This is a genomic window from Pseudomonas chlororaphis subsp. piscium (assembly GCF_003850345.1).
In the GTDB taxonomy this organism is placed as follows: domain Bacteria; phylum Pseudomonadota; class Gammaproteobacteria; order Pseudomonadales; family Pseudomonadaceae; genus Aquipseudomonas; species Aquipseudomonas piscium.
Map to the genome: position 1 here is coordinate 6,718,117 of NZ_CP027707.1, position 23,652 is coordinate 6,741,768.

Here is a 23,652-nt window from a genome sequence, read left to right on the forward strand (position 1 = left end):
TATCCCATCGTCATGAGCCAACTGCCTTTCCTGCCGTTCTCCAAACCCACCATCGATGAAGCCACCATCGCCAGCGTCGGCGAAGTCCTGCGTTCGGGCTGGATCACCAGCGGGCCCAAGGTCCAGGCCTTCGAAGCGCAACTCTCGCAGTACTGCGGCGGGCGCCCGGTGCGCACCTTCAATTCCGGCACCTGCACCATGGAGATCGCCCTGCGTATCGCCGGCATCGGCCCTGGCGACGAAGTCATCACCACGCCGATTTCCTGGGTGGCCACGGCCAACGTGATTCTCGAAGTCGGCGCCACCCCGGTGTTCGCCGACATCGACCCGGTTACCCGCAACATCGACCTGGCCCAGGTGGAAGCGGCCATCACGCCACGGACCAAGGCGATCATCCCAGTGTTTCTCGCCGGCCTGCCGCTGGACATGCCGCGCCTGTATGCCCTGGCACGCAAACACGGCCTGCGGGTCGTGGAAGATGCCGCCCAGGCGCTGGGCTCAAGCTGGAACGGCGAGCGCATCGGCGCCGGCGGCGACCTGGTGTCCTTCAGTTTCCAGGCCAACAAGAACGTCACCTGCAGCGAGGGCGGCGCCCTGGTGCTGAACACCGCCGAAGAGGCCCGCCTGGCGGAGAAGTACCGCCTGCAGGGCGTGACCCGCCACGGCTTCGACGGCCTGGACGTGGATGTGCTGGGCGGCAAATTCAACATGACCGACGTCGCGGCCGCCATCGGCCTGGGCCAGTTCGCCCACCTCGAAACCCTCACCGCTCACCGCCGCGAGCTGGCCCGGCATTACTTCGAATGCTTCGGCAGCGACTTCGAAGCCCGCTACGGCGCCCAGTTGCCACCGGCGGACTTCAGCAACAGCAACTGGCACCTGTTCCAGCTGGTACTGCCGGAGCGGCATGACGGCAAACCGGCGCGGGCGACCTTCATGGAACGGATGCAGGAACGCGGGATCGGCATCGGCTATCACTACCCGCCGATTCACTTGCTGAGCCTGTACCGCGAGCGCGGTTTCAAGGAGGGGATGTTCCCGGTGGCGGAACGGGTGGGACGCCTGATCGTCTCGTTGCCGATGTTCACCGCCATGACCAAGGACGATGTAGAACGCTCGGTAGCGGCGGTGAAGGCTGTCTTGCAAGAGGCATAAATAGATGCCGGCCCCTGAACGGCCGGCCCTTGCACTATCCAAGACGCTCAATGCCCTGCATTGGGCGTTTTTATTTCAGCGATAAAGATAGTTGCCAATCGCTATATATCAGCGCCACTGGCCCGATTCCTTGTGCCAAAAACCAGACTCCCGGCAGAACTTTCTTTAACTGCGCACATAAACACATGATAAACCAGCACGATTCAACACATTGAACTTTCGCAATGCAGGCAGCACCAAAGACAATAGCCAATAGTTCTATAGTTCAATTTTTTGCATGCTATGTTTACTTAGGACTGCGCAGCTGAGACAAAAGGCCATTACGCAGTTGCAAAGACCGTTACAAAATCCATGTTTCAATTTATTCGAAATGGAGTTCAAAAAATGAGCAGCCAACAGATAATTCTATACATCGAAGAACAGCAGTTGATTGCACAAAAAAAGAACAACTACAGCCTTTATCTGGCCAAGAAAGTAAACAATGACTTCACTGTCATCTGGCAATCAAAAGGCCCCATTGCCACAGTCAACAACCCTAGTTACCAATATAGAAACACCTTCGATATCGCCACCCCGTCGTTCATGGTCAACTTCACCAATGACCCGGTCACAGCCGGCGATGTCACCTTCACCTCCGGCGGCAAAAACCTGCCCATCAGCACCGGCCAGACCACGACCCTCACTCCAAATGGCGTGTTCACGCCAGCCAAGAACGGTGGCGTCCCCTCAGATGTGCTCATCAAAAATGAGCTGCAAGGCAATCCACATGAAATCCTCCTGGATTCCAACGGCAATAACATCTGGGTGAATCGTCAGAGCGGCATGAACATCGGCACTGCAACGCTGACACCAAAAAGCCAATATCAAGTCTGGTTCGGCAACATTCAGGAAACCGGTTCATTGATCGCCACCAACCTGTCCGACCCCTATGTGGTGACCCTGCAGGATGGCGGCAGCATCACCATTACCTACACCGACAATGGCACCTGGGTGACCGGCGAACCAGCCAAACGCCTGAGCGCCGCTGAAATCAAGGCACTTCACGCCAGGGCCGGGATCGCGGCATAGTCCGCGGGACGGGCTCGAGCATCGGTTGCGCGAAGGACGCAGAGCACCACGCGATACCCTTGGCAGTCTTTCGCTCGCAAACGCCGCTCAAACAAGAAAACCCTGTATATCGCCGATCTACAGGGTTTTTTATTGATGGCGTCGAACCCGGCCAGCTGGACTCGAGACTCTGCACCGAAATCATCCACGGGATGAACGTGAGATTAGCCATGAGCAAGCAGACCATCATCGTCTATATCGAAGAAGAGCAACTTGTTGCCCAAAAGGTAAACAACTACAGCCTCTATCTGGCCAAGAAAGTAAACAGCACTTTCACCGTCATCTGGTTTGCAAAGTCCCCCTTCGCTGCCCCCAACCAGCCGTCCTACCAATATAAGAATATCTTCAATATCACCAATGACTCCTACATGGTCAATTTTACAAACACGCCAGTACAAGAAGGTGATGTCAACTTTACCTCGGGAGGAAAAAACCTGCCCATCAACACGGGCCAGATAACCACCCTGACTAAATACGGTATATTCAGCCCTGCAAAGAATGGTGGCACACCAGGAGATGTTTCAATAAATAACGAACTTTCGGCCAACCCCAGCGAAATATTATTGGACTCTACCGGACTCAGTCTCTGGGTGAACTGTTCAGGTGGCATGAATATAGGTGTCGCCACCATGACACCCAAAAACGAGTTTCAATTATGGTTCGGCCCAGGCCAGGCAGCGGGCTCATTAATCCCCACTAACCTGTCCAATCCTTACACCATAAGCGTGAACGATGGAGAAACCAAAACCGTCACCTACAACAATCAGGGTGCCTGGGTCAGCGGCGAACCGACACTGCGCCTGACAACAGAAGAAATAGCCGAACTTCATATCAGGGTAAGCAAAGCCGTGCTGCTGGCCAGATCGCTCCGTCGTTAGGTCAGTGACTTGAGTTGTCGCATTGTCTTAAACGAAAAACGCCGCATACCCGATAAGGGAACACGGCGCTCTTGTAACGGCTTGGCTTGCGGCAGTGATTATTCGCCGATAGCGGCCTTATAACCGGCTGCGTCGAGCAGCTTCTCAAGGTCGGCAGCATTGGCCGGCTTGAGCTTGAAGATCCAGGCGCCGTACGGGTCGCTGTTGAGCAGCTCGGGGCTGCCACTCAGGTCTTCGTTGACCGCGATCACTTCGCCGGCCACTGGCGCGTAGATGTCGGAAGCGGCCTTCACCGATTCCACCACACCGGCCTGGTCGCCAGCGCCGAAGACATTGCCGACTTCGGTCAGCTCGACGAACACCACGTCGCCCAGGGCTTCCTGAGCGTGGTCGCTGATGCCCACGGTCACGGTGCCGTCGGCTTCCAGACGGGCCCATTCGTGACTTTCGGCAAAACGCAGGTCAGCAGGGATATCGCTCATGTTCTGTGTCCTCAAGAAGAAATGTCAGCGGTAGATCCCGCCGGAAATAAGTTAGATCAAGGTTTTGCCATGACGCACGAAGGTCGGTTTTACCACCCGGACCGGGTACCACTTGCCACGGATTTCCACTTCTGCACGGTCGGCGGTAGCCATGGGCACCCGTGCCAGGGCGATCGATTTGCTAAGCGTAGGAGAGAAACTACCACTGGTGATCTCTCCTTCGCCAACATCGGCGATGCGCACCACCTGATGGGCACGCAGCACACCGCGTTCTTCCAGCACCAGGCCGACCAGTTTGTGCTTCACCCCACCCGCGCGCTCGGCCTCCAGCGCGGTGCGCCCGATGAACTTACGCGACGCCGGTTCCCAGGCGATGCTCCAGGCCATGTTGGCCACCAGCGGTGAAACCTCCTGGTGAATGTCCTGGCCGTACAGGTTCATGCCGGCCTCCAGGCGCAGGGTGTCCCGGGCGCCGAGGCCGATCGGCGAGATGCCCGCGCCTACCAGATCGTTGAAGAATGCCGGGGCCTGGTCGGCCGGCAGGACGATTTCCAGGCCATCCTCCCCGGTGTAACCGGTGCGCGCGATGAACCAGTCGCCATCGGCCTGGCCTTCGAAGGGCTTGAGTTGCTGGATCAGCGTGCCGCGCGACTGGGTCACCAGCTCGGCGATCTTGTGGCGGGCGTGGGGCCCCTGGATCGCCAGCATCGCCAGCTCGGAGCGTTCGTGCAGCTGCACCTGGAAAGCGCCCAGCTGCGCCTGCATCCAGGCCATGTCCTGGTCACGGGTGGCGGCGTTGACCACCAGCCGGTAACCGGCGTCGGTGCGGTAGACGATCATATCGTCGACGATGCCGCCATGCTCGTTGAGCATGGCGCTGTACAAGGCCCTGCCAGGGCTTTGCAGGCGTTCGACGTCGTTGGCCAGCAGGTGCTGGAGCCAAGCCTTGGCCTGGGGTCCGTCGACATCGATCACGGTCATGTGGGATACATCGAAAACCCCGCAATCGCGTCGCACCTGATGGTGCTCCTCGACCTGCGAGCCGTAATGCAGAGGCATATCCCAACCGCCAAAATCGACCATCTTCGCGCCCAGGGCGAGATGAAGGTCATACAGAGGCGTGCGCTGTCCCATGGGTTTCTCCTTCCGGGCGTGGCGAAGGTGCGGACGGTCGCCGTATGAGCTGGAGGCCTTGAAATAGATGGCTTTCAGACAATTCAAGAGACCCGATCAGAAAGATCGACCGCACCGAATGCCGCGCATTGTAGCCGCAAGGTGTGACACTGGCACCTAACCGATTCGATGAGCGGAGCGTCGGATCAGTCCGATCACCGGCAGCAATCCCACCAGGACCAGGGTCAGGGCCGGCAACGCGGCACGCGACCACTCACCCTCGCTGGTCATCTCGAAGATCCGCACCGCCAGCGTGTCCCAGCCGAACGGGCGCATCAGCAGGGTGGCGGGCATTTCCTTGAGCACATCGACGAACACCAGCAACGCCGCGCTCAGGGTGCCGGGCAGCAAAAGCGGCAGATACACTTTGAAAAACAGTCGTGGCCCGCTGACCCCCAGGCTGCGCGCCGCTTCCGGCAACGAAGGGCGGATCCGCGCCAGGCTGCTTTCCAGCGGCCCATAGGCCACCGCGATAAAACGCACCAGATAGGCCAGCAGCAACGCCGCCAGACTGCCCAGCAGCAAGGGTTTACCCGCCCCTCCGAGCCAGCCCGACAGCGGGATCACCAGCTCGCGGTCCAGATAACTGAAAGCCAGCATGATCGACACCGCCAGCACCGAACCCGGCAAGGCGTAACCCAGGTTGGCCAGGCTGACGCCGGAACGGATCGCCCGGGTCGGCGCCAGCCGTCGGGCGAACGCCAGCAGCAGGGCCACGCTGACCGTGATCAGGGCCGCCATGGCACCCAGGTACAGGGTGTGCAGGATCAGCCCGGCATAACGCTCGTCGAGGTCGAAACGGCCACGCTGCCAGAACCACACCAGCAGTTGCAGCACTGGGATGACGAAGGCGCAGGCGAACACCAGCGTGCACCAGCTTGTGGCCGCCAGGGCCTTGATGCCATGCAGGTGGTACAGCGCCTTGCCCCGCGGTCGCTCGTTGCCGGAGCGACTGGCGCCACGGGCGCGACGCTCGCCGTACAACACCAGCATCACCGCCAGCAGCAACAGGCTGGCCAGCTGCGCGGCGCTGGACAGGCTGAAGAAGCCGTACCAGGTCTTGTAGATGGCAGTGGTGAAGGTGTCGAAGTTGAACACCGCCACCGCGCCGAAATCCGCCAGGGTTTCCATCAGCGCCAGGGCCACACCGGCGCCGATGGCTGGCCGAGCCATGGGCAGGGCCACGCGCCAGAACGCCTGCCAGGGCGTCTGCCCCAGCACCCGCGCGGCTTCCATCAGGCCTTTGCCCTGGGCCAGGAACGCGGTGCGCGCCAGCAGATACACATAGGGATAGAACACCAGCACCAGGACCAGGATCACCCCACCGGTGGAGCGCACCCGTGGCAGGCGCAGGCCCGTGCCGAACCATTCGCGCAGCAAGGTCTGCACCGGGCCGGAAAAATCCAGCAGGCCGACGAAGACAAAGGCCAGCACGTAGGCCGGAATCGCAAAGGGCAGCATCAGCGCCCAGTCCAGCCAGCGGCGCCCGGGAAACTCGCAGAGGCTGGTCAGCCAGGCCAGGCTCACCCCCAGCAGCGTCACGCCCACGCCGACGCCCAGCACCAGGGTCAGGGTATTGCCCAACAGGCGCGGCATCTGGGTTTCCCACAGGTGCGACCAGATCTGCTGGTCGACCACCTGCCACGACAGCAGCAGCACGCTCAGCGGCAGCAGCACCAGGGCGGCGACGGCGAAGACCAGCGGGTACCAGCGGCGTTGGGCGGGATGGGCCACAAGAAACTCTCAAGCGCGGTGGATCAATAAAGGGCGATGGCAAACCGGATAAACAAAACGCCCCGCAAAAGCGGGGCGCAGTATAACCAGCGGATCAGTTCCAGCCAGCACGGTCCATCAGGCGAATGGCCTCGGCCTGGCGCTTGCCGGCGACTTCCACCGGCAGGGTGTCAGCCACGAACTTGCCCCAGGCGGCCACTTCGGCGGACGGCGGCACGCTCGGGTTGGCCGGGAACTCCTGGTTCACGTCGGCGAAGATCTTCTGCGCTTCCTCGGTGGTCATCCACTCCACCAGGGCCTTGGCGGCTTCCGGGTGCGGTGCGTGCTTGGTCAGGCCGATGCCCGACAGGTTGACGTGCACGCCGCGGTCACCCTGGTTCGGCCAGAACAGTTTGACCGGCAGGTCCGGCTTCTGCTTGTGCAGGCGGCCGTAGTAGTAGGTGTTGACGATGCCCACGTCGCACTGGCCGGCGTTGATCGCCTCGAGCACCGCGACGTCGTCGGAGAACACGTCGGTGGACAGGTTGTTGACCCAGCCCTTGACGATTTCTTCGGTTTTCGCCGCGCCGTGGGTTTCGATCAGGGTCGCGGTCAGCGACTGGTTGTAGACCTTCTTCGCCGTGCGCAGGCACAGGCGGCCTTCCCACTGCTTGTCAGCCAGGGCTTCGTAGGTGGTCAGTTCGGACGGTTTCACCCGCACGGTGGAGTAGGCGATGGTCCGCGCCCGCAGGCTCAGGCCGGTCCAGGCGTGCGAGGCGGCGCGGTATTGCAGGGGGATGTTGGCGTCGATCACCTTGGAGGTGAACGGCTGCAGGATGCCCATCTGCTCGGCTTGCCACAGGTTGCCGGCATCGACGGTGAGCAGCAGGTCGGCGGTGGCGTTCTCGCCTTCGGCCTTGATCCGCTGCATCAGCGGCGCTTCCTTGTCGGTGATGAACTTCACCTGGACCCCGGTTTTCTGGGCGTAGAGATCGAAGACCGGCTTGATCAGCTCGTCGATGCGCGAGGAGTAGACCACCACTTCGTCGGCTGCCTGGACAGTACCGCCAATGAGGGTGAGGGCCAGGGCGGTCAGTAGACGCTTCGGTGCCAACATGGGAGCGGTCTCTCGAAATCAAAGGGAAGTAAATGATAAGGACTACTATTTAGCTTCTCAAACTGAACCGGCGGCCGAGGCGTTACGAGATGTTGCTGACGCATCGGCAGCGCGGGGTTCAAGCCTGAGTCGCGAGCAGGCTCGCTCAGGCCTTGGCCAACTCCGGCAAATCCCCGGTGAGGCCCAGTGCCTGGCGCACGAACAGCGCCTTGGCCTCGGGCATCTGGTCGATCACTTTCAGCCCGGTGTTACGCAACCAGCGCAGCGGTAGCGGATCAGCCTGGAACAGCCGTTCGAAGCCTTCCATCGCCGCCATCAGCGCCAGGTTGTGCGGCATGCGCCGCCGCTCGTAACGGCTGAGCACCTTGGTATCGGCCAGGCGTTCGCCACGGCTGGCCGCCTGCAGCAGCACCTCGGCCAGCACCGCGGCATCGAGGAAGCCCAGGTTGACCCCCTGCCCGGCCAGCGGATGGATGGTATGGGCCGCGTCGCCGATCAGGGCCAGGCCTTCCGCCACGTAGCGCTTGGCATGACGTTGGCGCAACGGCACGCAGAGCCGCGGATCGGCGCTCAACACCGCGCCCAGGCGGCCTTCGAAGGCGCGCTCCAGCTCTCGGCAGAAGTCGCTGTCGTCCAGCGCCATCAGGCGTTCGGCCTCGCTGGGCGTGGTCGACCAGACGATCGAACACCAATCGTGCAGCCCATCGCGCTCCAGCGGCAGGAACGCCAGCGGGCCGTTGTCGGTGAAACGCTGCCAGGCGGTCCTCTGGTGCGACTCGGCGCAGCGCACGCTGGTCACGATGGCGTGATGCAGGTAATCCCATTCGCGGGTGGCGCAGCCGGTCAGGCGCCGCACCGCCGAATTGGCGCCGTCGGCGGCGATCACCAGTGGGGCGCGCAGGCTGCGGCCATCGGCCAGGGTCAGCAACCAGTCGTCGCCGGAACGGCGCATCTGCTCCAGGCGGGCATTGGCCAGCAGGCCGATGTCACAGTTATGCAAGCGCTCCAGCAACGCGTCCTGGACCACCCGGTTTTCAACGATGTGGCCCAGCGCCTCGGCATGCACGCTGGCGGCCGAGAAGTGAATCTGCCCGGTGCCGCTGCCATCCCAGACCTGCATCTCGGCATAGGGGCTGCTGCGTCGCCGGGTTACCCCTTCCCACACACCCAGGCGCTCGAGAATCCGCTGGCTGGCCGCCGACAGCGCGCTCACCCGCGGCTCGAACGGTGCTTCGTCGTCGAAGGGCTTGACCTTCAGCGGGCTGCCATCGAGCAGCAGCACTTCCAGGCCGTTGTCCTGCAACGCCAGCGCCAGGGCGCTCCCGACCATTCCGGCCCCGACAATCAGCAGATCTGCACGCATTTCCATGCTTTAAGCCTGTCTCGCTTGCGGCTTGAGCCGCACGTAAAGGGTTTTGTCGAACCGCGCTGCCTGGCTGCCGACACTGTGCTGGATTTCCATGCCCGGTCGCGGGCTCAGCCACTCACGCATCGGGACGGGTACCCAGGCCCATGGCTTGCCGCGCGAACCAACGTTTGGCCGGTGGCAGCAGGTCCAGGCCCAGCAGCCCGATATTGCGCCCCAGGGACACCAGCGGCAGCTTGCTGCCGAACAAGCGGGTGACCTGGTCGGAGAAGCCCACGGTCAAGTCCTGGTCCAGACGCTGCCGCTCGCGGTAGGCCTGCAAGATGCTGAAATCGCCCGGCGGCGTCGGGCTGACCAGCAAGGCATCGGCCAGCGCCTGGGCGTCACGCAACGACAGGTTGAAACCCTGCCCGGCAATCGGATGCAGGCTATGGGCGGCGTTGCCCAGCACCACCAGATGAGGACGCACCTGCTCCTCGGCCTCCACCAGCGACAGCGGGTAAAGATGCCGCGCGCCGACCTGTTTCAGGGTGCCCAGGCGATAACCGAAGATCCCCTGCAATTCGCTGAGGAAACTGCGTTCATCCAACGCGGCCAGGCGCTGCGCGTCCATGCCCAGACGGGTCCAGACCAGCGCGCAGCGGTTCTCCGGCAGCGGCAGCAGGGCCATCGGGCCGTCGTCGGTGAAGCGCTCGAAGGCCATGCCGTTATGGGCTTCGCTCGGGGTGATATTGGCGATCAGCGCGCTCTGGTTGTAGGGGCGTTTTTTCACCCCGATACCCAGCTGCTCGCGCAGCCCGGAGCGACCGCCGTCGGCCAGCACCGCCAGCTCGCAGTCCAGGCTGGTTTCATCGTTGAGGGTCAGGCGGTAGCCATCTTCCAGCGGCTCCATGCGCGTGACTTCAGCCGGGCAGCGCCAGCTCACCACGTCCTTGTCCAGCCCCTGCCACAGGCACTGGCCAAGCCAGGCGTTTTCCACCACATAACCCAGGGCGGGAACGCCCTCCTCCATGGCCGACAACCGCGCGGTGGAAAACCGCCCACGGTCGGAGACATGGATCTGTTTGATCGGCTCGGCGCGGCGGGAGATTTCCTGCCACACGCCCAAGCGTTGATAGATCTGCCGCGCGCCGAACGACAGCGCCGAAGAACGCGCGTCGTAGCTGGGCTGGTAGGTATCGCCCGGAGCGAATGGTTCGATCAGCACGATCTTCCAGCCACGCTCCTTGGCGCCGGCCTGCAAGGCCAGGGCCAGGCTGGCACCGACCAGGCCACCGCCGATGATCGCCAGATTGACCCGGTTCATGCTGCGCGGCTCCGTGCGGTGGCCATCAGGGCCTCGATCTCGGCCACGGTCTTTGGCACACCACCGGTGAGAATTTCACAGCCTTGCTTGGTTACCACCACGTCATCCTCGATGCGCACGCCAATGCCGCGCCATTTCTTCGCCACGTTCTGATTGTCCGGCGCGATGTAGATGCCCGGCTCGACCGTCAGGGCCATGCCGACTTCCAGCACCCGCCATTCGCCGCCGACCTTGTACTCGCCGACATCATGCACATCCATGCCCAGCCAGTGGCCGGCGCGGTGCATGTAAAACGCCTTGTAGGCTTCGCTGGCGATCAACTCGTCCACCTCGCCTTCGAGCAGCCCCAGCTCGACCAGCCCGGCGGTGATCACCCTGACGGTCGCTTCATGAGCCTGATTCCAGTGCTTGTTCGGCGCGATCTCGGCAAAGGCGGCTTCCTGGGAGGCCAGCACCAGTTCGTAGATCGCCTTCTGTTCGGCGGAGAACTTGCCGTTCACCGGCCAGGTACGGGTGATATCGCTGGCATAACAATCGATCTCGCAACCGGCGTCGATCAGCACCAGGTCGCCGTCCTTGAGCAACGCGTCATTCTGCTGGTAATGCAGGATGCAGCTGTTGCGCCCGGCGGCGACGATCGAGCCGTAGGCCGGCATCTTCGCCCCGCCCCGGCGGAACTCGTAGTCCAGCTCGGCTTCCAGGCTGAACTCGTACAGACCGGCGCGGCTGGCCTGCATGGCACGAATATGGGCCTGGGCGGAAATCCGCGCGGCCTCGCGCATCACCTTCACTTCCGCCGCCGATTTATACAGGCGCATGTCGTGCAGCAGATGATCCAGGGCAACGAATTCGTTCGGAGGCTGGGCCCCCAGGTGCGCCTTGGAGCGGATCACGTTGATCCATTCCATCAGGTGGCGATCGAACTCGGGGTTGCTGCCCATGGCCGAATACACCCGGTCGCGGCCTTCGATAAGGCCTGGCAGGATGTCGTCGATATCGGTGATGGGGAAGGCATCGTCGGCGCCGTAATCGCGAATCGCACCCTCCTGGCCAGCCCGCAGACCGTCCCAGAGTTCGCGCTCGGCATTACGTTCGCGGCAGAACAGGATGTACTCGCCATGCTCGCGACCGGGCATCAGCACGATCACCGCCTGGGGTTCGGGGAAGCCGCTGAGGTACTGGAAATCGCTGTCCTGGCGGTAGACATGCTCGACATCGCGGTTGCGGATCGCCACGGCGGCAGCCGGCAGTATCGCGATGCTGTTGGGTTCCATCTGCGCCATGAGCGCCTTGCGGCGGCGGGTGTATTCCGATTTCGGGATATGGATCATGGGCAGACGGATTTCCCTATCGAACGATCAGTGCAGAGAAGGCTTGGCGGCCGGTTCAACCGTCTTGTTGGTCTCGGTGAACAGCAGCAGCGGGGCGACCCGCAGGTATTCCATCACTTCCATGTAGTCGCTTTCGCCATCGTCGGACTCTTCCAGCGCGTCCTGTACCTGGGCAATCGCCGCAAGGTCCTGCAACACTTCCGTAGCTTCGGCGCTCAGGGCGCTGCTGTCGCGGGAGTTCAGGCCGAAGCCGGTGAGGAAACCCTGGCACCATTGACCCAGGGCCGCGGCGCGCTCGGCCAGCGGGGCGTCGTCGGTGGGCAGCAGCAGAACGACGGTCATGTCGTCGCTGGTCAGCTCGCCCTTGACCATTTCCTGCAGGCCGATCAAGGCGTTGCGAACGTTGTCCTGCGGCTCGCCTTCGAGCAGTTCGGCGGCGTCGATCAGCCAGCCGTCGACTTCGAAGCCGGCGCCGGCGCAGCTGCGACCCAGCAACAGGCCGTGCAATTCGGCGGGCGAGACAGGGTGACCGCTGCTGCTGAGCAGGGTGGCGAAGGCGTTGTACGGGGAATTCTGAATGGGCATGGGCAGCTAGGCGCCAAGCGGCGCAATGTCTAGAATGGAGGCCTTGTATCCTAGCATCGGCAGACGCGCCAAGACCATCGAGGCCGTCAACTCGTTTGCCCAGGCAGTTGCCACTCATCAGACAAATCCAGTGGGATCCAATGGAAGACACCGATCTGCAAGCGCTGATGGCTAGACTCGAACTGCTAATTGGCCGGGTCGAGCAACTAAAGAGTCAAAACGCACTCTTATTAGCTCAGGAAAAGACTTGGCGCGAGGAACGCGCGCACCTCATTGAAAAAAACGAAATCGCCCGGCGTAAGGTCGAATCGATGATTTCGCGCCTCAAGGCCCTGGAGCAAGACTCATGAGTTCAAGCAATAGCGTTACCGTGCAGATCCTCGACAAAGAGTATTCGATCATCTGCCCCCAGGAAGAGCGTAGCAATCTGGTGAGCGCCGCCCGGTACCTGGATGGCAAGATGCGCGAGATCCGCAGCAGCGGCAAAGTCATTGGCGCCGACCGTATCGCCGTGATGGCCGCCCTCAATATCACCCACGACCTGCTGCACAAGCAGGACCGCCCTGACGTGCAAGCCAGCGGTTCGACCCGCGAACAGGTGCGCGATCTGCTCGAGCGCGTGGATCTGGTGCTCGCCACCGACACCGATACAACCAAGGCTGATTCCTGAGGGTGGTTGCGGTATAATCCCCACCACTCCCTGGGGTGCTTGCCAGTTGACGATGTCCCTGAGCCGATTCGCACTACCCTGGAAGTTGCACGTTGGGCCGGTGTGCATGTCCGCTAGACGGAAAGCCTTAACGCCTACTGCATCTTCCGCCTTGAACTTTCGGGTTCAAGGGCTAAGTCGACAGCGGTTCATCCGGGGAGCCTGAATTCCATGCCAATGCCAGCTATGCAAATAGCTGGCATTGTTTTTTCGGCTCCGTTTTTTTCAGTTCCGGGTTATTTGGTACGCTGTCCTGCCGTACCCCACTCGGACCCAAGCGACCATGACCGAACCGGCGCCGCTTTCCCGCCCGCAACTTCGACGCATACTGCGCAAAGCTCGCCGCGCCCTCACCGCCAGCGAACAACGCCAGGCCTCTCGTGGGCTGTATCGGCAACTGGCGCAGCATCCGCTGTTCCGCCGCGCCAAGCACATCTCCCTTTACCTGCCCATGGACGGTGAAATCGATCCGCGCCCGCTGCTGCGCGCCGCGCAACGCCGGGGCAAGGCCACCTATCTGCCGGTGCTCAATGCCTGGCCACAGACCAAGATGGTGTTTCAGCGCGTTCGCCCCGGCGAAAAGCTGCGCCCCAACCGCTTCCGCATCCCCGAGCCACGGATGAGCCTGGCCCGGCAACGCAAGGTCTGGGCACTGGACCTGGTGCTGTTGCCGCTGGTCGGCTTCGATGAGGCTGGCGGACGCCTGGGAATGGGGGGTGGTTTCTATGATCGCAGCCTGGCCTATCTGGCACGGCGCAAAAGCTGGCGCAAGCCGACGCTGCTGGGGCTGGCCCACGAATGTCAGAAAGTCGCGAAACTGGATCAGGCGAGCTGGGATGTACCGCTGCAAGCAACGGTGACTGACAAGAAATGGTATGTCGCTAAATAGGCGCCACCAAGAGAGAGCGGCGCCTTGGAAGGAGTCAACGCTTGTAAGGCTGCTGCTGTTGCGCGAGCTCGACCGGAGCGTCGGTCTTGTTGGCCCACAGGCTCTGCGCATAACCGGTTGTCACTACGCCCAAACCGAACAAAATAACCAAAATCCATAGTAAATCCGGTTTGCGTTGCATCGATTGCCCCCCTCAGGCAAATCCCACACGATGACAGCGACGGTTTCCATAACAGGCCGTGCAGCAGCGTCAAGCTTAAAATCCCGGCATTCTGCGATAACGTGAACCGACACGCAAACGCTGGCGTCAACCGACTGTCGGTTTGTCATAAAATTGCCCAACAACTTGCCCACGCCCCTCTGGAGAGCAAAGAAAATGGCCTATTGGCTGATGAAATCCGAACCGGAAGAACTCTCGATCGAGGGCCTGGCGCTCAAGAACCAGGCGCGTTGGGATGGCGTACGCAACTACCAGGCGCGAAACTTCCTGCGCAACATGGCGGTGGGTGACCAATTCTTCTTTTATCACTCCAGCTGCCCCGAGCCGGGCATTGCCGGGATCGGCCGGATCATCGAGGCCGCCTACCCCGACCCGACCGCCCTGGAACCGGAAAACCCGCATTTCGATCCCAAGGCCAGCGCCGAGAAAAACGCCTGGAGCGCCGTCGATGTAGCCCATGTCGAAACCTTCCCCAAGGTGCTGCGCCTGGACTATCTGAAGCAGCAAACCGCCCTCGCCGAACTGCCCCTGGTGCAGAAAGGCAGCCGGCTGTCCGTGATGCCGGTGACCGCCGAACAGTGGGCGGCGGTGCTCGCGCTGCGCTGAACAGGCCGCCAGCGACACTCAGGCAGGCATCCCGCGCACAACGTACTAGGCTTGCCCGTTCATTTGACGGACATCAAGTCGCCCCATGGCTTGAGCCGCCAAACTAGGACGTTAAAGCCGCAGGGATGCCCCCAATGCCGACGAATCACCGTTCCTCCCGTCTTTTTGCCTTCGCCTTGCTGGCATTGCTGCTGATCGCGGGCGGCTTTGGTTACTGGAAGTCCACCCTGGACCGCCTGCCCGAAGGCCTGAACATGGGCAACGGCCGGCTTGAAGCCACCGAAGTACAGATCGCCAGCAAGACGCCCGGACGCCTGGCCGAAGTGCTCGTCGACGAAGGCGACAAAGTGTCCAAGGACCAACTATTGGCGCGCATGGACACCCGCACCCTGGAAGCCCAGCGCGCCCAGGCCGAGGCCGACGTGGTGCGCACCCGGGAAAACCTCGCGGCGGCCGAAGCCAATGTGCAGCTGCGCCAGAGCGAACTGCTGCTGGCCACCCAGGAACTCAAGCGCTCCCGGGAACTGTTCAACCGTGGTTATGCCAGCCAGCAGATCATCGACCAGCAGCAGGCGCGCCTGAACACCGGCAACGCCGCCGTCCAGGCAGCCCAGGCCCAGGTCGCCGCGGTGCGCGCCGCCATCGGCTCGGCCAAGGCGCTGGTCGCCCAGCTGACCAGCGAGATCGACGACAGCAGCCTGCGCGCGCCCATCGACGGCATCATTCAGCTGCGCCTGGCCGAACCGGGCGAGGTGCTGGGCGCCGGCGGCCGGGTGTTGCTGCTGATCGACCCGAGCGACCAGTACATGAACCTCTACCTGTCCGCCTCGGTAACCGGTCGACTGGCCGTCGGCAGCGAAGCGCGGATCCTGCTCGACGCCCTGCCCGACCAGCCGCTGCCAGCGAAAATCAGCTTTGTCGCGGCCAAGTCCCAGTTCACCCCCAAGGAAGTGGAAACCCGCGATGAACGCCAAAAACTGGTGTTCCGCGTCAAGCTGCGGCTGACCCAACCCAGCGCCGTACCGCAGGCCAAGCCGGGCATGCCCGGCGCCGGCTACGTGCGCACGGCGACCCTGGATTGGCCGGCCAACCTGCAATGAACGAGCTGGCACTGCAAGCCACGGGCATCAACCACCGTTATGGCTCGCAACAGGCCCTGGTCGACCTCGCCTTCAGCCTGCCCGGCGGCACCCGCTGCGGGCTGATCGGCCCGGACGGCGCCGGCAAGTCGAGCCTGCTGGGCTTGATCGCCGGAGTAAAGAAGCTGCAGCAGGGCCAACTGCAGGTGCTCGGCGGCTCCATCGAACAACGCCGCCATCGCAACAGCCTGTACGCACGGATCGCCTTCATGCCCCAGGGCCTGGGCGGCAACCTGTATCCCGAGCTGTCGATCCAGGAAAACATCCGCTTTTTCGCCACCCTGTTCGGCCTGTCGAAAAGCCAATGCGAACAGCGCATGCACAACCTGTTGCTGGCCACCGACCTGCTGCGCTTCGCCGAAAGGCCCGCGGGCAAGCTGTCTGGCGGGATGAAGCAGAAGCTCGGGCTGTGCTGCGCGCTGATCCATGAGCCGGACCTGCTGATCCTCGACGAGCCCACCACCGGTGTCGACCCACTGTCCCGCCGGCGTTTCTGGGAACTGGTGGACGAGGTTCGCCGCCAGCGCCCGCAACTGACGCTGCTGGTGGCCACCGCCTATATGGAGGAAGCCGAACAGTTCGAACACTGCCTGATGCTCGACCGCGGCCGGCTGATTGCCCAGGGCTTGAGCCGGGAACTGGCCATCGCCACGCCCAGCGGCAAGCTCGACGATGCCTTCACCCACTTTCAGGGCGACAGCGGGCATGACAGCAAACCATTGATGATCCCGCCCAGAACCACAGACGACCAGCAAGTCGCTATCGAGGCCCATGAGCTAACCCTGCGTTTCGGCGATTTCACCGCCGTGAACAAGGTCAGCTTCGCCATTGGCCGGGGCGAGATTTTCGGCTTCCTCGGCTCCAACGGCTGCGGCAAGACCACCACCATGAAGGTCCTGACCGGGCTGATGCCAGCCACCGAGGGCAGCGCCAAACTGCTGGGCAACCCGGTGGACGCCAAGGACCTGGCCACCCGCAAGCGCGTGGGCTTCATGTCCCAGAGTTTTTCGCTGTATGGCGAACTCAGCGTGCGCCAGAACCTGGCGCTGCATGCCCGGCTGTTCGACCTGCCCAAGGCTGAGAGCGGCCCGCGGATCGAAGAGCTGATCCGCCGCTTTGCCCTCCAGGAGATTGCCGACCAACCCTCCGGCGCCCTGCCCCTGGGCCTGCGCCAGCGCCTGTCCCTGGCGGTGGCGGTGCTGCACCGCCCGGAAGTATTGATCCTCGACGAGCCGACCTCGGGCGTGGACCCGGCGGCTCGCGACGACTTCTGGCGCCTGTTGATCGAGCTGTCGCGGGAACAGGGGGTGACGATCTTTCTGTCCACCCACTTCATGAACGAAGCCCAGCGCTGCGACCGCATCTCGCTGATGCACGCCGGCCAGGTGCTGGCCTGCGATACGCCGGCCACCCTGCAGCAACAGTTTTCCGGTGAAACCCTGGAAGCCGCCTTTGTCCGCTGCCTGGAAGACGCCCAGGGCGCGCCGGAACCTGCTCCCCCGGCGACCGCCCAGCCCGAGGTCACCAGCGCCATTCACGGTGACGGTCGGCGCTTCAGCCTGTCGCGCCTGATCGCCGTGGCCACCCGCGAAGGCAAGGAGCTGATGCGCGACCGGGTGCGCCTGAGCTTCGCCTTGCTCGGGGCTCTGTTCATGATGGTGATCTTTGGCTACGGCATTTCCCTGGACGTGGAAAACCTCGCCTTCGCCGTCTACGACCAGGACCAGACACCGCAAAGCCGCGCCTACCTGGAAGCCTTCCGCGGCTCCCGCTACTTCAAGGAGCAGAAGCCGATCCGCGACGCCGCCGAACTGCACCGGCGCCTGCAACGCTCGGAGATCAAGCTGGCCCTGGAGATTCCCCCCGGCTTCGGCCGCGACCTGTACGCCGGGCGCCAGCCCGCGGTGGCAGCCTGGCTCGACGGCGGCATGCCGTTTCGCGCCGAGACCAGTCGCAACTATGTCGAGGCGGTGCACCAGGCCAATATCGAATTGCTGGCCGAACACAGCAGCCCGGCCCTGGGGCGACCGCCCGCGGCCCGGCTGGAAACGCGCTTTCGCTACAACCAGGACGTGGTCAGCGTGAATGCCATCGGCCCCGGGGTGATGGCGCTGATCCTGGCGTTCATCCCGGCGATGCTCACGGCGCTGGGCATCGTGCGCGAGAAGGAGCTGGGTTCGATCACCAACTTCTACGCCACGCCGCTCAAGCGCCTGGAGTTTCTCCTGGGCAAACAGGCGCCTTATCTGGGCCTGAGCCTGATCAACCTGGCGCTACTGGTGGCCATGAACCGCTGGCTGTTCGGCGTGCCCTTCAAGGGCAGTGGCCTGACCCTGGCCTTCGGCGGACTGCTGTACGTGCTGGCCACCACCAGCCTGGGCCTGCTGATCTCCGCCTTCACCCGCACCCAGATCGCGGCGATCCTCGGCACCATGATCATCACCAGCCTGCCGACCATCCAGTTCTCCGGGCTGATCGTGCCACGCTCGTCGCTGGACGGCGCCGCGGCGCTGATGGGGCAACTGTTCCCCGCCGGTTACTTCCTCGACATTGCCGTCGGCACCTTCACCAAGGCCCTGGACCTGCGCCAGCTGTGGCCACAGTGCCTGGCGCTGTTCGGGTTCTTCCTCGGGTTCACCGGGCTGAGCCTGGCGATGCTGAAAAAGCAGGAGGCCTGATGCACCGGTTCAGCCACATCCTGCGCCTGGGTCTCAAGGAGCTCACCAGCCTGCGACACGACAGCGTGTTGCTGCTGTTTCTGCTGTACGCCTTTACCGTGGCCATCTACATGCCCGCGGCCGGTTCGGTGATCGGCGTGCACAACGCCAGCGTCGCGCTGGTGGACGAGGACCACAGCCAGCTCTCGCGCCAGCTGGCCGAGGCCCTGCAACCACCGGAGTTCCAGAGCCCGGTGCCCTTGCCCTACGACCAGCTGGACCAGGTCATGGACAGCGGCCAGTTCACCTTCGTCATCAATGTGCCGGCCAACTTCCAGAACGACCTGCTGGCCGGGCGCCAACCCAGCGTGCAAGTGAATGTCGACGCCACGGCCATGAGCCAGGCCTTCATGGGCGCCGGTTATATCGGGCGGATTTTCCAGCGTGAACTGTCGAACTACAGCCAGACCGACCCGGCGAGCAGGATGCCCGCCAAACTGACCAGTCGCGCGCTGTTCAACACCAATCTGCAGGGCGGCTGGTTTCTGGCGGTGATCCAGATCGTCAACAACATCACCATCCTGGCCATTGTCCTGACCGGCACGGCGCTGCTGCGCGAGCGCGAGCACGGCACCCTCGACCATCTGCTGGTGCTGCCGCTGACCGCCCTGGAAATCATGCTGGCGAAGATCTGGAGCAACATGCTGGTGGTGGTGCTCTGCACCTGGGTGTCGCTGGAGGTGATCGTCAAAGGTGTGCTGGGCGTGCCGCTGGCCGGCTCGCTGGCGCTGTTCCTCGCGGTGACCGCGCTTTACCTGTTCGCCAGCACCGCGCTGGGGATCTTTCTCGCCACGCTGGCGCGTTCGACCCCGCAATTCGGCCTGCTGGCGATTCCGGTGATCATCCCGATGTTGCTGCTGTCGGGCGGCAGCACCCCGCTGGACAGCATGCCCCAGTGGCTGCAATGGGTGATGCAGGGCTCGCCGTCGACCCACTTCGTCAGCCTCAGCGCCGCGATCCTGTTTCGCGACGCCGGCATCAGGGTCGTCTGGCCAGACCTGCTGGCCCTGGCGGTGATCGGCTTGCTGTTCTTCGGCATCGCCCTGGCGAGGTTTCGCAAGAGCCTGGCGTCCTGAGCGACTGGTAGGAGCGAAGTTTGCTCGCGATCAGCCGTCAGGCTGGAATTTGGCGGGGTCCGCGATATCGCTATCGTGGGCAAGCCTCGCTCCTACGGATCCAGCGTTACTGGATGATCAGGTTGTTGAACAACAGGTCTTCCACCACCGGCTTGCCGGTTTCGTCGTTCATCACCTGCTGGGTCTGCTTCAGGGCTTCCTGGCGCAGCTTTTCCTTGGCTTCGACGTTGTTCATGGTTTCCGTGGTCTGCTGGGCGAACAGCGCCACCAGCTGGTTGCGGATCAACGGCTCGTTGGCCCTCACCGCCTGGGCGGCGGCGTCGCCGGTCACCCGCAGGGCGACGTCAGCCTTGTAGACCTTGAGCTTCGGGCCGCCATCCAGACCGTAGTTACCTACGAACGGCGGGTTCAGGCTGATGTAACTGACTTTCGGTGCTGCGCCTTCTTTGGTTTCCTCGGCCATGGCTGCCATGGGCAGAGACAGGGCCAGCATCAACATGATCCACGCTTTCACAATTCGCTCCTTATCCGGTAGGCGGTCTAGCATAAAGGCCCCTGCGCCCGTGCCCAAGCACAAAGCTTATGGCTGGCTATCAGGCCGGGGCATGCTCGTTGACCGCGTTATTCACCCACCTACACTTATCGGCCATCACTCCCAAAGGAATAGTCCTGATGAAAGCCGTGCTGTGCAAAGCCTTCGGCCCCGCCGAAACGCTGGTGCTGGAAGACGTCGCGAGTCCTGTACCGAAGAAGAACGAAATCCTGCTGCAGGTGCATGCGGCCGGGGTGAACTTCCCGGACACGCTGATCATCGAGGGCAAATACCAGTTCAAGCCACCCTTCCCGTTCTCGCCCGGTGGCGAGGCCGCGGGGGTGGTCGGCGCCATCGGCGAGAAGGTCGGCCACCTCAAGGTCGGCGACCGGGTCATGGCACTGACCGGCTGGGGCAGCTTCGCCGAGGAAGTGGCGGTGCCGGGCTACAACGTCCTGCCGATTCCACCCTCGATGGACTTCAATACCGCTGCCGCCTTCAGCATGACCTACGGCACCTCGATGCACGCCCTCAAGCAGCGCGGCAACCTGCAGCCGGGTGAAACCCTGTTGGTGCTCGGCGCTTCCGGCGGTGTCGGCCTGGCAGCGGTGGAAATCGGCAAGGCCATGGGCGCGCGAGTCATCGCCGCCGCCAGCAGCGCCGAGAAACTCGCGGTGGCCAAGGCCGCCGGCGCCGACGAGTTGATCAACTACAGCGAAACCAGCCTGAAGGACGAGGTCAAGCGCCTGACCGAGGGCCAGGGCGCCGATGTGATCTACGACCCGGTCGGCGGCGACCTGTTCGACCAGGCCATCCGCGCCATCGCCTGGAACGGCCGGCTGCTGGTGGTGGGTTTTGCCAGCGGACGCATTCCCGAGCTGCCAGTCAACCTGGCGCTGCTCAAGGGCGCCGCGGTGGTGGGCGTGTTCTGGGGCTCGTTCGCCCAGCGCCAGCCCCAGGACAACGCGGCGAACTTCCAGCAGTTGTTCGGCTGGTTTGCCGAAGGCAAGTTGAAGCCGCTGGTCTCGCAGGTCTACCCGCTGGGCAACGCCGCCAGCGCCATCAACGATCTTGGCCAACGCAAGGCGGTGGGCAAGGTGGTGGTTCAGGTTCGCTGAATCCCTTGCGCTCTACCGGAGCCTGCTCGCGATAACGGGATAAAACTGCTTATCGCGAGCAAGCTCTTCTCCCCCGCCGCAGCCGCCGGCACCAGAAACGCCCCCTACTTGTCTTTAAGCGACATGTTCGTAAAAGAACATGCAAATGCTCCTGTGTTGTGTGCTCCCAGATAAGATGCAGTGCTATTTTCGGTAACGAAACTGTAACATTCGCATCCGCAGTCAAAACAAGAAATTTGGAGCTCTTGAATGTTTGCTTTCTTTCGACCTGCCGCACATCAGGCGCCCCTGCCTGACGAAAAAATAGACAGTACCTACCGCCGCCTGCGCTGGCAGATCTTCGCCGGGATCTTCATCGGTTACGCCGGCTACTACCTGCTGCGCAAGAACTTCTCCCTGGCCATGCCGTACCTGATCGAAGAGGGTTACACCCGCGGTCAGCTGGGCTTGGCCATGTCGGCGATCGCCATCGCCTACGGCCTGTCCAAGTTCCTCATGGGCCTGGTGTCCGATCGCTCCAACCCGCGCTATTTCCTGCCCTTCGGCCTGCTGGTATCGGCCGGAGTGATGTTCATTTTCGGTTTCGCACCCTGGGCCACGTCCAGCGTGACCATGATGTTCATCCTGCTGTTCATCAACGGCTGGGCCCAGGGCATGGGCTGGCCGCCAAGTGGGCGGACCATGGTGCACTGGTGGTCGCAGAAGGAACGCGGCGGCGTGGTTTCGGTATGGAACGTTGCGCATAATGTCGGCGGCGGCCTGATCGGCCCGCTATTCCTGCTCGGCATGGGCTGGTTCAACGACTGGCACGCGGCGTTCTACGTCCCGGCCGCCGTGGCCTTGATGGTGGCGCTGTTCGCCTTCGTCACCATGCGCGACACCCCGCAATCGGTCGGCCTGCCGCCGATCGAGAAGTACAAGAACGACTACCCGGAAGGCTACGACGCCAGCCATGAAGAAGAATTCAGCGCCAAGGAAATCTTCGTCAAATACGTGCTGCGCAACAAAATGCTCTGGTACATCGCCATGGCCAACGTCTTCGTCTACCTGCTGCGCTACGGCGTACTGGACTGGGCGCCGACCTACCTCAAGGAAGCCAAGCACTTCACCGTGGATAAAACCTCGTGGGCGTACTTCTTCTACGAGTGGGCGGGGATTCCGGGCACGCTGCTGTGCGGCTGGATGTCGGACAAGATCTTCCGTGGCAACCGTGGCCTAACCGGCATGGTGTTCATGGCCCTGGTGACCGTGGCGACCCTGGTGTACTGGCTGAACCCGGCCGGCAACCCGACCATTGACATGATCGCGCTGTTCTCCATCGGTTTCCTGATCTACGGCCCGGTGATGCTGATCGGCCTGCAGGCCCTGGAACTGGCACCGAAGAAAGCCGCCGGCACCGCCGCGGGCTTTACCGGGCTGTTCGGCTACCTGGGTGGCTCGGTCGCGGCCAGCGCGGCAATGGGCTACACCGTGGACCACTTCGGCTGGGACGGCGGTTTTGTCCTGCTGGTAGGCGCCTGCCTGCTGTCGATGGCCTTCCTGGCCCCGACCCTGTGGCACAAACAGGTCGCCAGCCAGAGTCGCGAAGCCGTCGCCTAGTGAGTGGCTGACTTACAGCGCTTAAGCCGCGCCTCCAGATTACGGTCTGGCATGGCGTGGCTACGCAGGGCGTGCACGGTCTGCTCGACATAATCGCGAGTGGTGCCGTAGCGCCCGCAGGCGTTTTCAAATACCTGGCTCAGCACATGGTCCGGCAGGTTGCCGGCATAGCTGGGCAGGTGTCGCTCCAGAACGAACCCCAAGGCCTGAACCCGGCTACCGTCCTCAAGACGGCAGTTGAGCCAGTGCGGGCGATAGGACGGGTATGGCATCTCGCGCTGCCACAGCGCATACAGCGAGGTTTCCAGCTGTTCTTCCGGCAAGCGGTAGGCGAAGCCGCTGCAGGAACCGCCACGATCCAGGCCAAAGACCAGCCCCGGCTTCTCCGGCGTGCCACGGTGTTCATGGGACCACAGGTACAAACCGCGATGGTAGCCATGCACCCGCCCGCGCATGCGCTCGACCGCCGAACATTCAGGGCGCCAGATCAGCGAACCGTAGGCGAATAACCAGACCGGCCCGCCCTTGTGGCGCGCCATGGTGGATTGCATCGAGCTGAGGAGCTGTTCGTGGGTGAGCTGCGGCCCCAGGTCGAGCCGCGGCGGGTAAGCCAGATTCAAAAAACTGGATTCAATGGCTGTCATGGCGAATAGCGTTCGGCTCCCCGCGTATAAAGAATTACTTAATAGAACGCACGGCTGTAACTCCAAGACACATATGTTTCAAGGCAAGTTAGGTGCCATCGAAGAGTTTTAACTTTCAATAATGCGTGACATATAACCTACCGGTATTTATCTAATTAAATAAATACCGATAGGCTATATAGGAAGTTAT

Annotated in this window: 23 protein-coding genes and 1 other RNA gene; 13 read left to right on the forward strand and 11 right to left on the reverse strand. The window is 62.7% G+C overall.

Annotated elements, in window-relative coordinates; all coding sequences use genetic code 11:
• Positions 1 to 12: 12 nt before the first annotated feature.
• The 3 genes from C4K38_RS30605 (at position 13) to C4K38_RS30615 (ending at position 3,140) form a co-directional block, all read left to right on the forward strand.
• Entirely contained in the window at positions 13 to 1,155 is a 1,143-nt protein-coding gene (locus tag C4K38_RS30605; protein WP_053281348.1) for a DegT/DnrJ/EryC1/StrS family aminotransferase, read from the forward strand.
• Positions 1,156 to 1,539: 384 nt separating this feature from the next.
• Entirely contained in the window at positions 1,540 to 2,223 is a 684-nt protein-coding gene (locus tag C4K38_RS30610) for a hypothetical protein (RefSeq protein WP_053281349.1), read from the forward strand.
• A 209-nt stretch (positions 2,224 to 2,432) separates the two neighbouring features.
• Entirely contained in the window at positions 2,433 to 3,140 is a 708-nt protein-coding gene (locus C4K38_RS30615; protein WP_053281350.1) for a hypothetical protein, read from the forward strand.
• A 98-nt stretch (positions 3,141 to 3,238) separates the two neighbouring features.
• On the opposite strand, the gene gcvH is transcribed toward C4K38_RS30615, so the two are convergent.
• The 8 genes from gcvH to C4K38_RS30655 form a co-directional block, all read right to left on the reverse strand.
• The gene (gene gcvH, locus C4K38_RS30620) at positions 3,239 to 3,622 is read right to left on the reverse strand and encodes a glycine cleavage system protein GcvH (RefSeq protein WP_009046109.1); all 384 of its coding nucleotides are present in this window, start codon (positions 3,620 to 3,622) and stop codon (positions 3,239 to 3,241) included.
• Positions 3,623 to 3,673: 51 nt separating this feature from the next.
• On the reverse strand, positions 3,674 to 4,756 hold the full coding sequence (gene gcvT / locus C4K38_RS30625) for a glycine cleavage system aminomethyltransferase GcvT (protein WP_025807095.1): 1,083 nt from the start codon (positions 4,754 to 4,756) through the stop codon (positions 3,674 to 3,676).
• Between the two features lie 156 nt (positions 4,757 to 4,912).
• A complete protein-coding gene (locus C4K38_RS30630) occupies positions 4,913 to 6,529 on the reverse strand; it encodes an ABC transporter permease (RefSeq protein WP_053281351.1) in 1,617 nt (538 codons plus the stop codon).
• Between the two features lie 94 nt (positions 6,530 to 6,623).
• Positions 6,624 to 7,625, reverse strand: coding sequence for an extracellular solute-binding protein (locus C4K38_RS30635; protein ID WP_053281352.1), 1,002 nt, complete (start codon positions 7,623 to 7,625; stop codon positions 6,624 to 6,626).
• A gap of 145 nt (positions 7,626 to 7,770) precedes the next feature.
• A complete protein-coding gene (locus C4K38_RS30640) occupies positions 7,771 to 8,988 on the reverse strand; it encodes a 2-octaprenyl-3-methyl-6-methoxy-1,4-benzoquinol hydroxylase (protein WP_164487055.1) in 1,218 nt (405 codons plus the stop codon).
• Positions 8,989 to 9,109: 121 nt separating this feature from the next.
• The gene (ubiH, locus tag C4K38_RS30645; RefSeq protein ID WP_038574913.1) at positions 9,110 to 10,297 is read right to left on the reverse strand and encodes a 2-octaprenyl-6-methoxyphenyl hydroxylase; all 1,188 of its coding nucleotides are present in this window, start codon (positions 10,295 to 10,297) and stop codon (positions 9,110 to 9,112) included.
• Complete coding sequence (gene pepP, locus C4K38_RS30650; protein WP_053281354.1) at positions 10,294 to 11,628, reverse strand: Xaa-Pro aminopeptidase; 1,335 nt, start codon at positions 11,626 to 11,628, stop codon at positions 10,294 to 10,296. The genes ubiH and pepP overlap by 4 nt, the downstream gene beginning before the upstream one ends.
• A gap of 27 nt (positions 11,629 to 11,655) precedes the next feature.
• Positions 11,656 to 12,213: a YecA/YgfB family protein gene (locus C4K38_RS30655; RefSeq protein ID WP_009051406.1), complete on the reverse strand. Its 558-nt coding sequence runs from the start codon at positions 12,211 to 12,213 to the stop codon at positions 11,656 to 11,658.
• Positions 12,214 to 12,353: 140 nt separating this feature from the next.
• Here C4K38_RS30655 and C4K38_RS30660 point away from each other — a divergent pair, with 140 nt between their 5' ends.
• The 4 genes from C4K38_RS30660 to C4K38_RS30675 all read left to right on the forward strand — a co-directional run bounded on the left by C4K38_RS30660 (position 12,354) and on the right by C4K38_RS30675 (position 13,811).
• Complete coding sequence (locus C4K38_RS30660) at positions 12,354 to 12,563, forward strand: TIGR02449 family protein (RefSeq protein ID WP_007911197.1); 210 nt, start codon at positions 12,354 to 12,356, stop codon at positions 12,561 to 12,563.
• Positions 12,560 to 12,883, forward strand: a complete 324-nt coding sequence (locus C4K38_RS30665) for a cell division protein ZapA (protein ID WP_007926742.1) — start codon at positions 12,560 to 12,562, stop codon at positions 12,881 to 12,883. Before C4K38_RS30660 ends, C4K38_RS30665 begins: the two co-directional genes overlap by 4 nt.
• A 24-nt stretch (positions 12,884 to 12,907) precedes the next feature.
• Positions 12,908 to 13,086: non-coding RNA, 6S RNA (gene ssrS, locus C4K38_RS30670), on the forward strand.
• Positions 13,087 to 13,205: 119 nt separating this feature from the next.
• On the forward strand, positions 13,206 to 13,811 hold the full coding sequence (locus C4K38_RS30675) for a 5-formyltetrahydrofolate cyclo-ligase (protein ID WP_053281355.1): 606 nt from the start codon (positions 13,206 to 13,208) through the stop codon (positions 13,809 to 13,811).
• Positions 13,812 to 13,845: 34 nt separating this feature from the next.
• Here the strand turns inward: C4K38_RS30675 and C4K38_RS32430 are convergent, their stop codons facing one another.
• The gene (locus C4K38_RS32430; RefSeq protein WP_007926740.1) at positions 13,846 to 13,992 is read right to left on the reverse strand and encodes a hypothetical protein; all 147 of its coding nucleotides are present in this window, start codon (positions 13,990 to 13,992) and stop codon (positions 13,846 to 13,848) included.
• Positions 13,993 to 14,187: 195 nt separating this feature from the next.
• Between C4K38_RS32430 and C4K38_RS30680 the strand changes: the two genes are divergently transcribed.
• The 4 genes from C4K38_RS30680 to C4K38_RS30695 all read left to right on the forward strand — a co-directional run bounded on the left by C4K38_RS30680 (position 14,188) and on the right by C4K38_RS30695 (position 19,569).
• Entirely contained in the window at positions 14,188 to 14,637 is a 450-nt protein-coding gene (locus C4K38_RS30680; protein WP_053281356.1) for an EVE domain-containing protein, read from the forward strand.
• Positions 14,638 to 14,771: 134 nt separating this feature from the next.
• Entirely contained in the window at positions 14,772 to 15,737 is a 966-nt protein-coding gene (locus tag C4K38_RS30685; protein ID WP_053281357.1) for an HlyD family secretion protein, read from the forward strand.
• Entirely contained in the window at positions 15,734 to 18,454 is a 2,721-nt protein-coding gene (gene rbbA / locus C4K38_RS30690) for a ribosome-associated ATPase/putative transporter RbbA (protein ID WP_053281358.1), read from the forward strand. Before C4K38_RS30685 ends, rbbA begins: the two co-directional genes overlap by 4 nt.
• Positions 18,454 to 19,569 carry an ABC transporter permease gene (locus tag C4K38_RS30695; RefSeq protein ID WP_053281359.1) on the forward strand — a complete coding sequence of 372 codons (1,116 nt, stop codon included), beginning with the start codon at positions 18,454 to 18,456 and terminating at the stop codon, positions 19,567 to 19,569. The genes rbbA and C4K38_RS30695 overlap by 1 nt, the downstream gene beginning before the upstream one ends.
• Before the next feature lie 106 nt (positions 19,570 to 19,675).
• Here the strand turns inward: C4K38_RS30695 and C4K38_RS30700 are convergent, their stop codons facing one another.
• Entirely contained in the window at positions 19,676 to 20,083 is a 408-nt protein-coding gene (locus C4K38_RS30700) for a flagellar basal body-associated protein FliL (RefSeq protein WP_053281360.1), read from the reverse strand.
• A 158-nt stretch (positions 20,084 to 20,241) separates the two neighbouring features.
• Here C4K38_RS30700 and C4K38_RS30705 point away from each other — a divergent pair, with 158 nt between their 5' ends.
• Together C4K38_RS30705 and glpT are read left to right on the forward strand one after the other, a co-directional pair.
• Positions 20,242 to 21,219, forward strand: coding sequence for an NADPH:quinone oxidoreductase family protein (locus tag C4K38_RS30705; protein ID WP_053281361.1), 978 nt, complete (start codon positions 20,242 to 20,244; stop codon positions 21,217 to 21,219).
• Positions 21,220 to 21,468: 249 nt separating this feature from the next.
• Entirely contained in the window at positions 21,469 to 22,818 is a 1,350-nt protein-coding gene (glpT, locus tag C4K38_RS30710; protein ID WP_053281362.1) for a glycerol-3-phosphate transporter, read from the forward strand.
• Here glpT and C4K38_RS30715 read toward each other — a convergent pair.
• Positions 22,815 to 23,462: a gamma-glutamylcyclotransferase gene (locus tag C4K38_RS30715; RefSeq protein ID WP_023967891.1), complete on the reverse strand. Its 648-nt coding sequence runs from the start codon at positions 23,460 to 23,462 to the stop codon at positions 22,815 to 22,817. The two genes, glpT and C4K38_RS30715, sit on opposite strands and share 4 nt — an antisense overlap.
• Between the last annotated feature and the right edge of the window lie 190 nt (positions 23,463 to 23,652).

What these genes read in the sequence shown, in the direction of transcription:
- glpT (WP_053281362.1), top strand. Translation starts at nt 21,469, where the DNA reads ATGTTTGCTTTCTTTCGACCTGCCGCACATCAGGCGCCCCTGCCTGAC.
- gcvT (WP_025807095.1), bottom strand. Translation starts at nt 4,756, where the DNA reads ATGGGACAGCGCACGCCTCTGTATGACCTTCATCTCGCCCTGGGCGCG.
- C4K38_RS30640 (WP_164487055.1), bottom strand. Translation starts at nt 8,988, where the DNA reads ATGCGTGCAGATCTGCTGATTGTCGGGGCCGGAATGGTCGGGAGCGCC.
- C4K38_RS30675 (WP_053281355.1), top strand. Translation starts at nt 13,206, where the DNA reads ATGACCGAACCGGCGCCGCTTTCCCGCCCGCAACTTCGACGCATACTG.
- C4K38_RS30685 (WP_053281357.1), top strand. Translation starts at nt 14,772, where the DNA reads ATGCCGACGAATCACCGTTCCTCCCGTCTTTTTGCCTTCGCCTTGCTG.
- ubiH (WP_038574913.1), bottom strand. Translation starts at nt 10,297, where the DNA reads ATGAACCGGGTCAATCTGGCGATCATCGGCGGTGGCCTGGTCGGTGCC.
- C4K38_RS30680 (WP_053281356.1), top strand. Translation starts at nt 14,188, where the DNA reads ATGGCCTATTGGCTGATGAAATCCGAACCGGAAGAACTCTCGATCGAG.
- C4K38_RS30605 (WP_053281348.1), top strand. Translation starts at nt 13, where the DNA reads ATGAGCCAACTGCCTTTCCTGCCGTTCTCCAAACCCACCATCGATGAA.
- C4K38_RS30660 (WP_007911197.1), top strand. Translation starts at nt 12,354, where the DNA reads ATGGAAGACACCGATCTGCAAGCGCTGATGGCTAGACTCGAACTGCTA.
- C4K38_RS30635 (WP_053281352.1), bottom strand. Translation starts at nt 7,625, where the DNA reads ATGTTGGCACCGAAGCGTCTACTGACCGCCCTGGCCCTCACCCTCATT.
- C4K38_RS30715 (WP_023967891.1), bottom strand. Translation starts at nt 23,462, where the DNA reads ATGACAGCCATTGAATCCAGTTTTTTGAATCTGGCTTACCCGCCGCGG.
- C4K38_RS30655 (WP_009051406.1), bottom strand. Translation starts at nt 12,213, where the DNA reads ATGCCCATTCAGAATTCCCCGTACAACGCCTTCGCCACCCTGCTCAGC.
- gcvH (WP_009046109.1), bottom strand. Translation starts at nt 3,622, where the DNA reads ATGAGCGATATCCCTGCTGACCTGCGTTTTGCCGAAAGTCACGAATGG.
- C4K38_RS30705 (WP_053281361.1), top strand. Translation starts at nt 20,242, where the DNA reads ATGAAAGCCGTGCTGTGCAAAGCCTTCGGCCCCGCCGAAACGCTGGTG.
- C4K38_RS32430 (WP_007926740.1), bottom strand. Translation starts at nt 13,992, where the DNA reads ATGCAACGCAAACCGGATTTACTATGGATTTTGGTTATTTTGTTCGGT.
- C4K38_RS30665 (WP_007926742.1), top strand. Translation starts at nt 12,560, where the DNA reads ATGAGTTCAAGCAATAGCGTTACCGTGCAGATCCTCGACAAAGAGTAT.
- C4K38_RS30695 (WP_053281359.1), top strand. Translation starts at nt 18,454, where the DNA reads ATGCACCGGTTCAGCCACATCCTGCGCCTGGGTCTCAAGGAGCTCACC.
- rbbA (WP_053281358.1), top strand. Translation starts at nt 15,734, where the DNA reads ATGAACGAGCTGGCACTGCAAGCCACGGGCATCAACCACCGTTATGGC.
- pepP (WP_053281354.1), bottom strand. Translation starts at nt 11,628, where the DNA reads ATGATCCATATCCCGAAATCGGAATACACCCGCCGCCGCAAGGCGCTC.
- C4K38_RS30615 (WP_053281350.1), top strand. Translation starts at nt 2,433, where the DNA reads ATGAGCAAGCAGACCATCATCGTCTATATCGAAGAAGAGCAACTTGTT.
- C4K38_RS30610 (WP_053281349.1), top strand. Translation starts at nt 1,540, where the DNA reads ATGAGCAGCCAACAGATAATTCTATACATCGAAGAACAGCAGTTGATT.